Source organism: Snuella sedimenti (genome assembly GCF_016428595.1).
Classification (GTDB): Bacteria; Bacteroidota; Bacteroidia; order Flavobacteriales; family Flavobacteriaceae; genus Snuella; species Snuella sedimenti.
In genome coordinates, this window is sequence record NZ_JAELVQ010000032.1 from 21,868 (window position 1) to 38,016 (window position 16,149).

General features: G+C 32.9%; 6 protein-coding genes. All 6 read right to left on the reverse strand.

The window, feature by feature from the left end; genetic code table 11:
- Nucleotides 1–6 precede the first annotated feature (6 nt).
- Entirely contained in the window at nt 7–4,659 is a 4,653-nt protein-coding gene (locus tag JF259_RS16145) for a non-ribosomal peptide synthetase (RefSeq protein WP_199116743.1), read from the reverse strand.
- A gap of 57 nt (nt 4,660–4,716) precedes the next feature.
- Entirely contained in the window at nt 4,717–5,676 is a 960-nt protein-coding gene (locus JF259_RS16150) for a 2,3-diaminopropionate biosynthesis protein SbnB (protein WP_199116744.1), read from the reverse strand.
- Nucleotides 5,677–5,696: 20 nt separating this feature from the next.
- On the reverse strand, nt 5,697–6,644 hold the full coding sequence (locus tag JF259_RS16155) for a pyridoxal-phosphate dependent enzyme (protein ID WP_199116745.1): 948 nt from the start codon (nt 6,642–6,644) through the stop codon (nt 5,697–5,699).
- 203 nt (nt 6,645–6,847) lie between these two features.
- Complete coding sequence (locus JF259_RS16160) at nt 6,848–8,407, reverse strand: NAD(P)-binding domain-containing protein (protein WP_199116746.1); 1,560 nt, start codon at nt 8,405–8,407, stop codon at nt 6,848–6,850.
- A 321-nt stretch (nt 8,408–8,728) separates the two neighbouring features.
- On the reverse strand, nt 8,729–10,387 hold the full coding sequence (locus JF259_RS16165) for an MBL fold metallo-hydrolase (RefSeq protein WP_233164336.1): 1,659 nt from the start codon (nt 10,385–10,387) through the stop codon (nt 8,729–8,731).
- A 46-nt stretch (nt 10,388–10,433) separates the two neighbouring features.
- Entirely contained in the window at nt 10,434–16,106 is a 5,673-nt protein-coding gene (locus JF259_RS16170) for a non-ribosomal peptide synthetase (RefSeq protein WP_233164338.1), read from the reverse strand.
- Nucleotides 16,107–16,149: the final 43 nt, after the last annotated feature.

The window sequence follows — 16,149 nt, forward strand, 5'->3', positions numbered from 1 at the left end:
TTACATTTACATTAAAGAGATTTCAAAATCTTGATCTTCTTCTTCATAATCGAAAAATTCATTACAATGAGATATAATGTACTGTAATGCAACAATGTACTCGTCTGCAATGTGTTGTATGGTTTCTTTGTGATAACGTTTACTATCATAACTCCAATCGAGTTGTAAAATGTTGTTTATAACCATGCTATTGATAACAATTCTGTGTGGATTTTTGTTGGACTGACCTATAGGTTCTCCTGCCGATTCACCAGCAAAGCCAATCAACTTGTTTGTATCCTTTGAAACACTCTTGTCAAAGCTTCCTAAATAGTTGAATATGATTTCTTGATAGTCCCTAGCTAAGCTTTTCCGCGTTTCTTTATCGCCGAAGTAACGTAACACGTTGTAACCGATTCCTTTTTCAGGAATCGCCCTTAACATATCTTTAGTGTCTGCGATTAGCGTTCCTACTTCTTCTTTTGACCTGATGTTTAAACTCACAGGATAAACCGTTGTGAACCATCCTAGAGTACGGTTAATGTCTACGCCATCAAATAGTTCTTCGCGTCCATGACCCTCCAATCCAATGACCACTTTTTCACAGTCAATCCAACCTTCTAAAGCCAGTGATAAAGCACTTAATAGAATATCATTTATTTCTGTTCCATAGGCGCCGTGTATGTCTTTTAGCAAGGATTCAGTAGCTACTGTATCCAAATTTACACTGTAGTTTGCTGTCTCTTTGTATGAGATAGTTTCTGAACATTCTATGTCAACTGGCAAGGATTTAAAATTGTTGATCACTTTTTTCCAGTATCTACGTTCTCCTTCCAAAGCTGGTGAATTTACATAGTTTTCAAGCGCCGCTGTCCATTGACGATACGAAGTTCCTTTTTCCGGTAAACTCATTGGAATGCCAGCTTGAAGGTTTTCTATAGTCTTGGTAAAATCTTCCAGGAAGATCCGCCAGGAAACGCCATCTATTGCCAAGTGGTGGATCCCTATGAACAACCGATTTTTTGCGTCCGCTGTTTCTATAAGTACAAAACGTGCAATGTCATTGTTATAGATATCTAAATCTGCTTGGTATCGATTACAAATGCCGGTGATTTCCGTTGTTTCTGTTACTGTTTCTGTGATTAATACTGGAAGTGTTATTCCATATGTTTGTCTTGGATAACTTGTTTCAGTCTTTTCAAACTCTAATCGTAATACATCATGATAATTTGCAAGAAGTTCGATTCCTTTTTGGATTATTTCCGGTTTGATTTCTTTGGAAAGCGTTAGCAACACTGATTGGTTGTAATGGCTTTCGGCCTCGTATCCAAAATCAAAGAATTGTTTTTGAATTGGATGCAAAACGACTTCACCTTCCAAAACGCCTGTCTCCTGTATAACTTCACCTACTTCCTTTAAATGTAAAGCAATTTCTGAGATCGTCTGATAGCTAAAGATGTCTTTCACCTGATAGTGAATATCCACTGCTTTACTTCTACTAACCAATTGGATTGCTTTGATAGAATCTCCCCCCAATTCAAAGAAGTTATCATAAACACCAATTTGTTCTACACTTAATAGATCTTGCCAAATAGTTACAAGTTTTGCTTCTACTTCATTGGTTGCAGCTACATAGCTCTCTTGTTGATATGCACTATCATTTACTACAGATAATGCCTTTTTATTGAGTTTTCCATTGATTGTTAACGGGAACGATTCCAGTTGCACATATAGCTTTGGAACCATATAATTTGGTAATTTTGCTTCCAGTGCTTTCCGGATCGATTTGTGTTCGATTTCTTCTGTTGCTATGACATATGCAATTAATTGCTCATTGTTAATTGATACAACAGCTTCAGTAATCATTTTGATATTGGTTAGCGCTGTTTCTATTTCCCCAAGCTCTATTCGGTACCCTTTGAGTTTTACTTGATCGTCTTTTCTTCCCAAGTATTTAATACTTCCATCCAATAGTCGTTTGGCCAGATCACCTGTTCTGTAGAGTTTTAAGTTTTCCCTAAAAGGGTGATCAATAAATTTCTCTTTGGTTAACACTTCTTGATTCAGATATCCTTTAGAAAGTCCTTTCCCACTAATACATAATTCACCTGTTCCTCCAATTGGTAATACATTTAAAGCTTCATCTAAAATGAAGATTTCTGTATTAGCGATTGGGAGACCTATATTAATTTCTTTACTTGTAATTTCTTTTACCATACAACCAACCGTGGCTTCCGTTGGTCCGTATTCATTGAAAATCCTAATTTCAGGATTAATGCTTTGTAAGATTTCAACATGGTTGTTTTTAAGTGCTTCTCCTCCTAAAATAGCAACTTGTAAGTCATCACTTTTGATTCCTGCATCTTTTAGAACATTTACATGTGATGGTGTTAGTTTGATACAAGAAATTTCACTTTCAATATAATTTGTCAGTAGTTCTAATATATCTTCGTTTTCTTTGAAAACCGTGATACTTCCCCCACTAATGAGTGGTAAAAAAATACTTGTGATGGTTAAATCAAAAGATGGAGAAGTGAATAATCCAAAATCTGTGTTATTCTCAGTTAAATAAAACCCCTTTCCCCATTGTGTATAATTTGATAAAGAATCGTGTGTAATGGGTGTTCCTTTTGGATTTCCTGTTGAACCAGAGGTATAAATAATATACGCAGTATCATCCAACTTTACTGAAGTTGTGAGTTCACTACTAAATTGAGCTGCTTCAAATTCTACATCTAAGGCTAACAACGTTCCTGTAAAATAATCCAGATCAAACATATAATTCGTATCAGAAATCAATAGTTTGATCGCTGCATTTTCTAAGATGTATGCTTTTCGCGAATCTGGATATGTAGTATCAATCGGGACATATATACAACCTGATTTTAAAATTCCTAAAATCGTGATGATATAGGCATCACCTCTATCCAAATGAATTCCAATAGGTTCTCCTTTTTCAACTTTATATTCTAATAATAAACAATTTGCTAATTGGCTGGATTGTGTGTCTAACTCTGCATAACTAAGTTGTCTTTCCTGAAAAGTTACTGCTATTGCTTCTGGTTTTTCTTTTGCCTGTGCTTTGAACAAATCCAACACCGTAACTGGTGGAAATTCTGTAAAAGTATCGTTATAAGCATGAATCAAATCTAATTTTTCAGTTGCATTTAGCATTTGTAAACTTCCTATCGACTGACTTGCATCGGCGACTACTGAAGTCATTAATTGTTCAAAATGAACTAACATACGATGAATCGTAGATTCTTCAAACAAAACTGTGGAATATTCCACATTCATAAACAACCCTGACAAGGTCTCTTTCACATTTACTATTAAATCTAACTGTGACGTTGTCTGCTTCAACGGTATTTTTTCCACTGAACAATTTCCAAAAGTCAATTCTCCGAGCTCCTCATTATTTTGTAATACAAAGAGTATTTGAAATAAAGGATTACGACTTTGATCTCGTTCTAACGCTAAATCATCTATAATCTTTTCAAATGGCAAATCTTGATGTTCATAAGCGGACAAACATGTTGTTTTTACTTGTTGTAATAAAGCTTCAAACGAGTCAGTACTTGAAAATTTGTCTCGTAAAACAATAGTGTTCATGAAGAAACCTATTAAACCTTCTAATTCTAATTGGGTTCTATTAGCTATAGAGGTCCCTACGCTAATATCAAATTGACCAGAATAACGTGATAGTAAAACTTTAAATATACTTAATAATGTAACAAACAAAGTTGTCCCTTGTTCTTTTGCTACTTCATTTACCCCCTTTTGTAGTTCTTTGGAAATTTCATAATGATATGTTGTTCCTTCTATAGATTGAATAAACGGACGTGTAAAATCTGTTGGTAATTCCAAAATGGCTGCATCTTTTAGCTTTGATTTCCAAAAAGAAAGCTTTTCTTCTAAAACTTTTCCTGAAAGATAATCTCGTTGCCAAATACTATAATCTGCATATTGAACTGTTAGTTCTGGAAGAGCTATTGTTTGACCTGATAATTTTTGCGTATAAATAGTCTCTAATTCCTTTACTAAAATTGGTAAAGACCAACCATCTGAAGCAATGTGATGTATCACTAAAATTAATACATAATCAATATCGCTTTTAGAAACCACACTAGCTCGTAACATATAATCCTGAGACAAGTCAAAAGGTGCTGTAGTCACCTTATCTATTTCTGATGACAATACTTCTTCTGTTGCTCCTTCTATATATGTAACCTCAAAAGCATCAATTTCTTTGATTTCTTGATAACCAACCCCATCATGATCTTTAAATACTGTTCGTAATGATTCATGACGTTCTACTATATATTGCAAAGATTCTGACAACAATGATACATCTAATGCTCCAGTAACTTTTAATACTCCAGATATATGGTAAGCCAAACTGCCCTGTAACTTATCTATAAACCATAAACGCTCTTGTGAATATGATAATGGAATATTACTTGGGCGAGAAATAGGTGCCAAAACAGGAAAAATCGAACTTGTCTTCCAATCCTCTAAAAAATTAATTAGTTCTTTCTTATTCTTTTTGAGTATTTGTATAATTTCAGAAGTCAAAATAACACTTTTATTTTTCCGTAACCTTAATTTTCCTTTGTCTACATATAATTTTATCTTATGTGAATTAAGTATATGTATTATATGCATTATATCTTTATTCATTTTTAATCATAGAATATTTTAAAAGTTTATTTCGTTTTTTATTAAGTAAAAAAATTATTATTCTAAAACTATTCCCTTATTCTCTTTTTCGCAATCAATATAAAACTGCTTGGCAATGGCCATATCAAAGACCGCTAATCCCATTGGGTTAAACATTATTATCTTGTCTTTTGCATCGAAATTATTATCAAATAAAAATTCAGCCATCGTTATTGTATCTTCTTTTTGAAGCCCTTTATTTTTATGCATCATTTCGATATCTGTATTCTCTCTACATACTTCTTCCCAATTATCAACTATAACAATGTCCGTATAATCTAAAAAGGAATCTTTATAATCTCGAAGTGAGACATTTAAATGAAGGGAATTAGGTTTTGGCTTTTTATCAATGTAGGGAGATTTTGAAACTGTACAAGTGCATAAAATATCCGACACTTCAAATACCTTATCCCAAGCCGCCATAACAGAAACTTTATCTTTTACATTTAAAGGAATCTCAGCAAAAACTTCTGGGTTTAAATCATAGATATAATATTGTTCAATCTTATCACCAAATTGATCTTCTATCATTTGTAAATGCATTTGTCCAATTGGCCCGTATCCAATTATTCCTACATTTAACTTTTCAGAGACATTAATCTTCATATACTTATCAATGATTGCTCCTGTAACGCTAGCCGTTCTAACCGCACTCAAATAAGGAGTATTGATTATTGCATAAGGAATTCCTGTTGCCTCTTCATTCAATATTATTGTTGAATGCGCTCTATTAATATTACTTTCCGTATTTTTTGGAAAACTCGCAATCCATTTTATTCCTGCTACATTGATATCTCCTCCTATATATGCTGGCATAGCAATGATTCTATTTTTCAAATCCTTATACCTTAGATAAGGCTTTATTGGTTGACAAAAGTCACCTTTAGCATATATTTTTGAAGCTTTGTAAATTTCTCCTATAAGTAACTGCCAATTTAATTTCAACTCTTTAATTTCTGATTCTCCTAAATATTTCAAAATTCAATGTTTTTAAGTGTTTATGATAAGTATACGTTGTCCATATAAGATTTTCCATCGTCAGGACTAATAATTAATGCTTTTTTATTGGGGTTTTGCTTCATGTATTGCTTGGCCGCGAAATACACAGCTCCAGTAGATGCTCCTCCAAATACCATTTCTTCATCAAGCAATTGCTTGCATCCACAAATGATATCTTTTTGAGATAAAATTATGACCGAATTAATTTTTACATTTTGAATATGAACCGAAGAAATACTTGACCCTATACCCGAAAGTGTTCTTTTTTGCACTTTATTTTGAAATACCAGAGATCCTTGAATATCAACAGCAACAATATTAATGTCTGGAAATTTCTCCATTAGCTTCCTTGATAACCCTGAAATTGTTCCCCCAGTACTTACAGCTACAAATAGTGCATCTAATTCATCAAAGTCATTACAGATCTCTTGTCCCAAACTATAATAATAACTCGCTGGATTGTTTGAATTTGAATATTGATTAGGATGAAAATGATTAGGATTTTCTTTTTTGTATTTCTCTATATACGCTATTCTATTTAAGAGGTAACCTCCATGTTGATCTTTTTTATCAATCACAACTACATCGGATGCAAATAATTGCAACATTCGCTGCTTATCTTGTGGCGTATATTTATCTACAACCGCAATAAAATTGATTCCTAAATATTTAGAAATCATAGCTAAAGCAATTCCAAAATTACCTGAAGATGATTCAATAATTGTATCTTTTTCCGATAATTTGTTGTTCATTATCGCATTTTTCAAAATATGAAACGCTGGTCGTACTTTAATACTATTTGCAAACTGATAAGCCTCCTGTTTAATATATAGACCTTTAGTATTAATGAGTTCCAATAGCGGGGTATTTCCAATTTGCTTTTCAATTTGATCGAGTTTTCTAAATAGGTCATTAGGTAAAACTAGTGACTTGGTTTGTTTGATCATTTCAATTAAAAGGTATAATTTGATATTAGTATTAAATTCTTTTCAACCTATAAGATTATAGTCAACGTAAGTAATCTTTATCAATATTAAAGTTCTACTAATTTTTGCTATAGCTATATAAGGAATTTAGCAAGAAATAAAGGTTCATGAATAACCTATTGCTTTTTTGAAAAGAAGGAAAGGGAGTGTAATATGTTTTAGATCTATAAGCTCAAAGGCACTAACTCTTTTAAACACATGTAAATAAATTTTTTCAATGGTCGGATATGAACATCTTCTTCTTTCCAATTATTTTCAAAGTCTTCAATAATGTGATGAACATTAACAACTAATCCATTTATATATTCTCTTACTATAGGATGTAAAAACGCACTTTGGTTTGCATTCTCAACATCGTTTCTATGTACACGTGTTACATTAAATATATCCGGTGATTTATTAAAAATCTCATGTCCATACTCTAAAGTTACAATAAAATAGTGTTCCTTGTCTTGACAATATGTGTCAATAGCATAATCCACAGGAATATTATGAATGTATGTTGCTTTTTTATTATCAATAACAATTACATCACCTATAAATCCAAATTGTTGCCATAGTGCAGAAGTTCTGTTTACATTTTCAATAATTTTCCTTGTGATTACTTCAGGATTCAATGAAACTGAATCTGACGGCCAGTTTACACCATTGTTATCTTCATTTAAAATATGAAATAAACATTTGCTATTGTATCTAAATCCATGAATAAATGCTGAGGTAGATTTTTTGAAATCACGCATTTGTGTTACAGCTCCAGCAAAGTATAATCCATCTATATTAGTAGATTCCCAATTCGATTTTTGGTTTGGAAATCTATTCATAATTGTCATTTCTGGCTTTGTATTGTCTGCAAACATTGAATCATCAAATCTAAATCCAGCACATAGAATAACATCATCATATATTAATACTTCAACTTCATTATTTGCATGGCCATAATGTACTGTTACATGATATTCCCCATCAATTTCTTTAATTTCTTCAATGTCTCCATCGATGATCGCATTCTGGGATTTTAATTGATAGGTATCTAATAAATTATTGTTTACTGCTCTTAAATGTCCTACAAAGTGTGTTTTCCATGCCAATTTTATTGGAGTCGGGCTGCATACATGAATCTTTGAAGCCGTTGAAACTAAATTATCTGCTGTTTCAAATCCTGAGTTTCCCTTTCCTATGATTAAAACTCTCTTATTTATAAAATCTTCAGGATCCACCGATGTATCAACATATGTTTTACAATTTTCTATTCCCTTTATTTTTGGGATGAATGGTATATTTACGCCTATAGCCATTACTAATTTCTCACATGTGTATACATATCCATTTTCTGTTTCAATTCGAAATAAATCCTCTTTTGAAATATTAGATACTTTTGCATCATACACGATTTTCAAATTGTGACTTATGGCGTAATCTCTAAAGTAGTTTACAATATGATCTGCATTTGGAAAGTAGTCCTTTGTGTAGTCTTTAAATAAAGGAGCATGTTCATCACTTAATAGTGAATTCCAGTCGTAACGCAAGTTAATTTCGTTATCATCAAAACCTGTGTAGACTTTATTAATAGAAATCAGTTGTCGGTGTCGTGGAAAATACTCAAATGTATGTCCTACATGATTTGCTCGTTCTAGAATCAAATAATCCATATTATTTTTTTCTAAATAATAGGCCAATTGTAAACCACCTGGTCCTGCTCCTATAATAATGATTTTTTTGTTCATATCTTTTCCATTTTCATTTACTAATAATAGATTTGCAATTATTTGTTGTCCTTTCTAAATAAGTGTGTAATATTAAAATTTGGTTTTCCTTAACAATTAAGGACAATTACGGATTGAAAATTACAAATTAGTCACCCCTACCCCTAATAGCTTTATATCTTGTAACCATAATAGTTTTCCCAACATTCGGATCTTTCATCTTCTTGTCTCGGTATTGTAAAGTATTATTTGTAAAGCCCATAGTTGTTTTTTAAAGATACATTTGGAAGTTTACTTATATCGTATCTATTTTGCCTTAAAAGACATGGGTATTGTATAGTTTCATTCAGAGGGAACAGCTTCCAGCTTTCCTCCTACTTTATATTCTAATGTTTTTTCTCCAAACAAACGTTCTGCATCAACACCAATTGTTTTGCAGTGCTCTAGAATTCTATTTGATTCTATAATTGGTAGAGATTCGTCTGTATATTTAATTGAACTAATATACTTTAACCATGGTTCCATTCCCATTGCATAGATAAATACATGTTTTGGATTAAAGATATCTATCAACGATTTACATTCATTAAAGTTTGAACCCGAAAGTCTTCTCGTTTGATCTTTGCTTCTTTCAATTGTGTTTGGGAGTAATGGTCCATATAACCATGACAATGGAGCTCCTTCACATTCCATCCCGGCAAATAATACATCTACATCTCCATATATTTCTTGAATTCTATTGTACAATTTTGACTCAATATTACAAGAATCCGCAACAAATAACATTTTATAATTGTCTACAAAGTTTACCATATAGCAAAGCTTACTGCGTACATCTAAATCTGAATGTTCTCCTAAGAACGGAATTCCCGTAATGGTACAATCTTGGAAATGTAATGTTTCAAGTTCTCCAATTTCAATAATATTGTCAAAACCAATTTTTTCTAACATCAACTTAATATTTGGATCTTGTAATCCACCTCCATTACTTTTTGGCACAATGATTTTTTTTATTTTATGTCGAATTCTTAATAAGGTTTCAAACAGGATATGATCTTGATGATTATGGGTGATTAATACATAGTCAATTTCTTCAGGTAAATCAGAATATGTATAACGAGAAATATCTGACTCGTATCCATAACTAATTACCGGATCTACCAATACACTTGTATTTTTTGTTTCAGTAAGAATAGAAGCATGTCCAAAGTAACGTGTCAAAACTCCATCTCCTTGGTATGGTTTGTATACAGGTGGTGCTTCTTTTTTAAAGAATGTTTTAAATATGGGTTCTTGTTCTTCTGTAATATTGAATAATGCTTTTAATTCACCATATGCGCGAGGTTTACGTTCTGCTTTAAATAATTCATCAATTGCTTTTGAGTGTAATGGTACTTTGAAATTTAGTACTTCAGGATTTGGTAATCTTGGGGTGCTTAACACAAATGAACGCGAGTCATCATCTTCAACACAGAATAAATTGATAGATTGAATAGATTCGTCATAAAACTTTGATGCATATAATAAAGGTTCGAAAAAGCGGAACGAAGGATTATTATTTAAGTCATAAATCAACTCAACCATACCACGCAAACATTCCGGAACTTTTTCATATAACGGTTCTAATGAATATCCTGTAGCTTCGTTCTCTAACATTTCGTTTAATTCCGCAATTGCATCGCAAAGTTCTAAATGAACGGCACAATTTTTTATTGTATTATCACGTAATTCCTGAATTTCATCTACACGTTTTCCATCATAGTCAATAAAAGGTCCACCGAGCATTTTTGGTGTTTTTACGGCTGCTGCATGAATTCGTGGATTTTTGATATATGAATCAATAATTTTTAAATGTCGGTTCTTAATATTTAATGCTGCTGTTGCAGGACTAATTAAATGTGACCACGCATACCAACCTTCTACTAAAGTTTCTACTGCCAAATTTTGAACTACATAAACCTCATCGTGGTCTTGGATTTCTTCTGGTGCATTTTTCATCATTTACAAGTTTTAATTTTGTTGATTTTTCTATTTTAAGTTGAGTCGATTAATTTTCTTTTGTTACTAATGTATTGAGTATAGTTTGAATTTTACTTCCCAATGCTTTTCCGTTTTCTTCACGAATAATGGTAAGGTGATTTCCTTTGGCATTTACCAAATGAATGTTTTCTACAAAATGCTCCCATCCTAAGCATGCCGTATATTCAGTGTCATCTCTTTCACTTCTCACTAATAACATGTTTTGAATGTTTCCTTCTGTTATATATGACAAGCTTACATTAGTTAAGAACAGTTTAAATACACGTCCAAATACCTCAATACCATTAGTAAACTCTATATTGTTTTCCTGTAGAAAATCGATTACGGTATTCCACGATTCATCAACATTTTCAATGTCCAAACGTTGTGCTAAATCATCTTGCCATTTATCAAATAATTTGTGACTTTGGACAACTCCTGTAATGGTTTCACTAATCATCTCTACCGTTCTTTTTGCAATTTCTTCTGCCGAACCGCGTTCATTATCATCAAAAAATGCTGGTTGATCTAGTAGAATTGGCAACACCTCATCATTAGTTTGTTCTAACTGTTTTGCCATCTCAAACGCAACAGATCCTCCAAAAGAATACCCCATAAACACATATGGGCCTTCCGGTTGCATTGCTTTGATACGCTCAATGTTTTTGACAGCTATTTCATGTATGGTATGCAATGCTTTTTCTCCATCGAATAAACCCTCCATTTCTAAACCATAAATAGGTCTGTCTGTTCCTAAATTTGAAGCAAATTCTTCTAAAAAAGCACTTGTGCCTCCAAGTGGAGGAATTAGAAATAGTGGAACGCCTGCTCCTTCTGATTGGAATAGCAACATATGCTCATCTTCTTTCTTAGTTTTCTCTGAAATTAATGTACAATGTTTTATTATTTTTTCTAATGTTACATTGAATGCATTTGCGAGTTCCATAATTGTTTCTTCGTTGAAATCTTTTTCATTGAAATTCCATTCAAATTGCATTTGACCGTCTACAATCATTCCATTTATGGCCAATCTATAACTGTGTTGATTTTCAATAGCACTTTCAAAGCCTTTGTCTTCTCCCGCAAAGCCAATAAGATTTTCTTCTTTTGTCTTTTCTGAAGTTGAAGTTGTATTATCAAAACTTCCTAAGTAATTAAATATGATATCTTTTTTAGGAACTTTCAAGGAATTCCGAACTTCCTCCGATGTTGCTAAATGATGTAATACAGCATAGCCGATGCCTTTATTTGGAATTTGTCTTAAAATATTCTTTGTATTGATAACATGCTTTTTAATATCATTTCCATTCTTAGGAATTTCTAGATTCACCGGATAGAGCGTTGTAAACCATCCGATAGTTCTGTAAATATCTATATCGTCAAACAATTCTTCACGTCCATGCCCTTCTAAGTGAATCATCAAGTTAGAATCTGCACACCAATTTTTTAATGACATCGATAATGCGCTTAACAGTATATCATTGATTTCTGTTTCGTATACTCTATTCGTTTCATGAACTAGTAATTGTGTTTGTTCTTTGCTTAATGCAATTACATAACTTTCCGGCTTAGCATTCAATGTTTCGGTAGTATCAATTCGAAGTTCTATAAACTTTGAAACAGTTTCTTTCCAATATTCATATTCGGATAGAAGCGTTTCAGAAGTTACATATTCAGCTAGTTTTTCAACCCATTGACGATAAGAAGATCCTTTTCCAGGTAATGAAACTGGTTCCTTGTGATATAGTTTTTCAATAAGCATCATGAAATCTTCTATTAAAATTCTCCACGAGATACCATCAATCGCCAAATGATGTACTACAATTAATAATCGATTGGTTACTTCTTTTTCGGGTGTCTGAATCCAAACAAAACGCGTAATATCACCTTTTGAAATATTTAAACTTGCTTGATATTTGTTACAAATTGAACTGATTTCTTCTATAGAAGCAACTGTTTCCGTTGCTAATTCTGCATGCCTAGAAGAATATGTTTGTATTGGAAAAATTGTATTTTCAACAGTTTCAAACTGTAAGCGTAATGCATCGTGATGATGTGTTAGTCGTTTAACTGCTTCTTTTAATACGTTTTCTTCTACAGATTTTGAAACTGTTAATAATACAGATTGATTGTAATGATTTTGTACTGCATATCCACGTTCAAAGAAATCTCTCTGAATTGGATGTAATGGTACATTTCCTTCTAATCCCCCTTTTTCTGCAATAATCTTAACTGAATTGTTTTTTACATACAAGGCTATTTCCGAAATGGTTTGGTAAGTAAAAATATCTTTTACCATATGATTGATTCCTGCTACCCTACTACGACTTACCAATTGTATCGCTTTGATAGAATCCCCTCCTAATTCAAAGAAATTATCATGAACACCAATCTTTTTTACTTTTAACAACGTTTCCCAAATGTCTACAAGTTTTGCTTCTATAGCAGTTTTTGGTGCTACATATACTTTGGTTTGACTTTTTATAGTTGGTTTTGGCAATTGTTTTTTATCAACTTTACCATTACTAGTTAAAGGAAACGCCTCTAAGATAATATACGTTTTAGGAACCATATAATCTGGCAACTTCTCTTTGGCTTTACGCTGAATTTCAACGTCTGAAATGGCTTCTTCTAATACTACATAACTAACTAGTTGTTCACCCCCTGATTCATCTTCTACAACTGTAATTACAGATTGTTTAATCTCATCAAAGGATTCAAGTATAACGGCAATTTCTTTGAGTTCAACTCGATATCCGCGAATCTTAATTTGATCATCTTTTCTACCCAAGAAATCTACTTCTCCGGTTGACAACCATTTTCCAACATCTCCAGTTTTATAAACTTTTATAATTGCTTCGTTTAGTTTTATAGTTTTAAATTTCGCAGCTGTTAACACTTCTTGATTTATATATCCTTTAGCCAAACCTTCTCCTGCTATGCAAATTTCTCCAGGAATTCCTATTGGACACAATTGATTTTTATCATCCAGAATAAGAACCTGTGTATTTCCAAATGGTTTACCTAAGGTAATTTTTTCTTGAATCTTTTGTAAGTCTATCTTATTGATCAATTTTCCAACAGTCGTTTCTGTTGGACCATAATGATTATAAACATCTCCTAAATACTTTTTTTCTTTTAAGAAAAAAAGCATTTCTTCTTTTAACTCTTCTCCTCCAAATATTAAGCACTTTTTAGGCAGAAATGTGAACTTTTCAGATTGTAATGAATACCAATGTGAAGGAACTACTTTTACGCAATCTACAGATAGTTTTGACATTGCTTCTGCATCCATAATCATTTCCTTTGGTAAAATATGTAATTCGCCTCCAAGTATAAAAGGTGGATATAATGCTGTATTAACAACATCTGCAGCAATTGAAGTGATCAAGGCAAAACTTTTGCATTCCATAATTGACGTACTACCACAAATTCCATGAACATAATCTAATAACGATCCATGTTGAATCATTACTCCTTTTGGATTTCCTGTCGTTCCTGAAGTATAGATTACATAAATGATATCTTCCAAGGAAATACTTAGTTTTAATGGAGATGAACTGTAGTTTTCATATGTAAATTCATCTACGTATAGTATTGATATATTTTCTTTGATTTCCGATGAAAGTTCAGTTATTTTGGTACTTAGTAAAAAGTTTGCTTCAATATCTTTTAGAATGAACTCAATACGGTCAGCTGGAAAAATTGGATCAATCGGCACATAACCTGCACCCGCTTTCATGATTCCAAATAATGCAATCATTGTTTCCAACGAAGGTTCTATACATACTGGAACTAACATGTTTTTTGAAATTCCCTTTTCAAATAAGTAGTTCGCTAATTGATTCGATTTATCATCTAATTCTTTGTAACTAAGCTTTGTGTTTTCAAAAACCAATGCCGTTGCATTTGGTGTTTTTTCAACTTGTTCTTCAAACAATGAAATAATTGTTTGGCTTTTATCATACAAAACACTACTTGAACTAAATGTATCTAAAAGTATACACTTTTCTTCTTTTGGCGACATTTCAAATAAACCAATCGAGAGGTTTACATTTGCCACAATGGATCTTGTCAATACTTCAAAATGTTGCGAAAGACGAACAATCGTTTCTTCTTTAAATAGCGCCGTTGCATATTGTATTTCTGCATTGATCCCTTCATTATTTTCAGATAATGTTAACGTTAAGTCAAACTTAGCTAGTGTATGTTTTATTCCAAGCGGCTCTAACGGACTTTCATTTATATATACGACATCTACATCTTCATTATTTTGAAGTACAAATAGCGTCTGGAATAATGGTGTCCTGCTCTGATCACGCTCCAAGTTCAAGTCATCTACAATTTGCTCAAAAGGTACATCCTGATGCATATAACCGGATAAACACGTTTCCTTGACCTGGGACAATAATGTCGAAAAAGAGGCTCCTACCTCTATTTCATCTCGAAGTACGATCGTATTAACAAAGAATCCTATTAATCCTGAAATTTCAGCTTGCTCTCTGTTTGCAATCGGCGTCCCTACACTTATATCCGTTTGACCCGTATAACGGTATAACAAAACTTTATAAATACTAAGAAGTGTCATGAATAATGTAGCCCCATGAGCTTGCGATATACCGTATACAGATTCTGTTAATTGTTTATCTAATGTAAAACTATACATTTTCCCTTCGGTAGATTGAACCGATGGACGAACATAATCCGTTGATAATTCTAATGGTAATGCCCCTTCCAATTTTGAGCGCCAATATGAAAGCTTAGCTGATAAGGTCTCTCCTGAAAGATATTCCCTTTGCCAAATACTGTAATCTGCATATTGAACGGTAAGTGGCGCTAATTGTATTGATTCTCCCTTTAATAAACTTTGGTAATATAATTCTAATTCTTTCACTAATATTGGAATAGACCACCCATCTGATGCAATATGGTGCACCACTAGTATCAGAATTTGATTCGAATCAGAATCATTAAACAATGTCGCTCGTAACATATAGTCTGTCGACAAATCAAATGGACGTGTACTTTCTTCAATGAGGAATTCGTCCAATGCCCTCCCAATTGGCAACTCTCTTACATAATTGACTTCAAAACCATCACTATCCTTAATATGCTGATACCCTATCCCATTTTCTTCTCTAAAAACGGTTCGTAAGGACTCATGGCGGGTAACCAAACAGCGCATCGCTCTTGAAAATAATTCGATGTCCAATGATCCTTCTATTCGTAATGCTGCCGGAATATGATAAGCTACACTACCTTGCAATTGGTCTATAAACCATAATCGCTCCTGTGCATACGATAATGGAACGTATTCTGGACGGTTACTTATCGTTATTTGTGGAACTTCTGACCGTGTTCCTTGTGAAATTACGGTTGCCAACTCTGTAACTGTTGGACTCGAAAATACATCTCTAATACTTACCGTAACGTCTAATCGTGATTTTATGTAAGAAACCAATCGAATTCCTAACAATGAATGTCCCCCTAATTTGAAAAAATTGTCATAAATACCTATTGGTGACACATCTAATAATTCTTCCCAAATAGCCACTAATTGTTTTTCAGTTGTTGTGGTTGGAGCAGCATATGCTTCCTCCTGTTGTGCTGAAAGTGTTGGGTCTGGTAATGCCTTTCTATCTATTTTTCCACTTGGCATGAGTGGCATGGCCTCCATTTCTATAAAAATGGATGGAATCATATGAGCTGGTAAACGTGCTTCTAAGTACTCATTAAGGTCTTCT

What these genes read in the sequence shown, in the direction of transcription:
- JF259_RS16145 (WP_199116743.1), bottom strand. Translation starts at nt 4,659, where the DNA reads ATGAATAAAGATATAATGCATATAATACATATACTTAATTCACATAAG.
- JF259_RS16155 (WP_199116745.1), bottom strand. Translation starts at nt 6,644, where the DNA reads ATGATCAAACAAACCAAGTCACTAGTTTTACCTAATGACCTATTTAGA.
- JF259_RS16160 (WP_199116746.1), bottom strand. Translation starts at nt 8,407, where the DNA reads ATGAACAAAAAAATCATTATTATAGGAGCAGGACCAGGTGGTTTACAA.
- JF259_RS16165 (WP_233164336.1), bottom strand. Translation starts at nt 10,387, where the DNA reads ATGATGAAAAATGCACCAGAAGAAATCCAAGACCACGATGAGGTTTAT.
- JF259_RS16170 (WP_233164338.1), bottom strand. Translation starts at nt 16,106, where the DNA reads ATGATTCCATCCATTTTTATAGAAATGGAGGCCATGCCACTCATGCCA.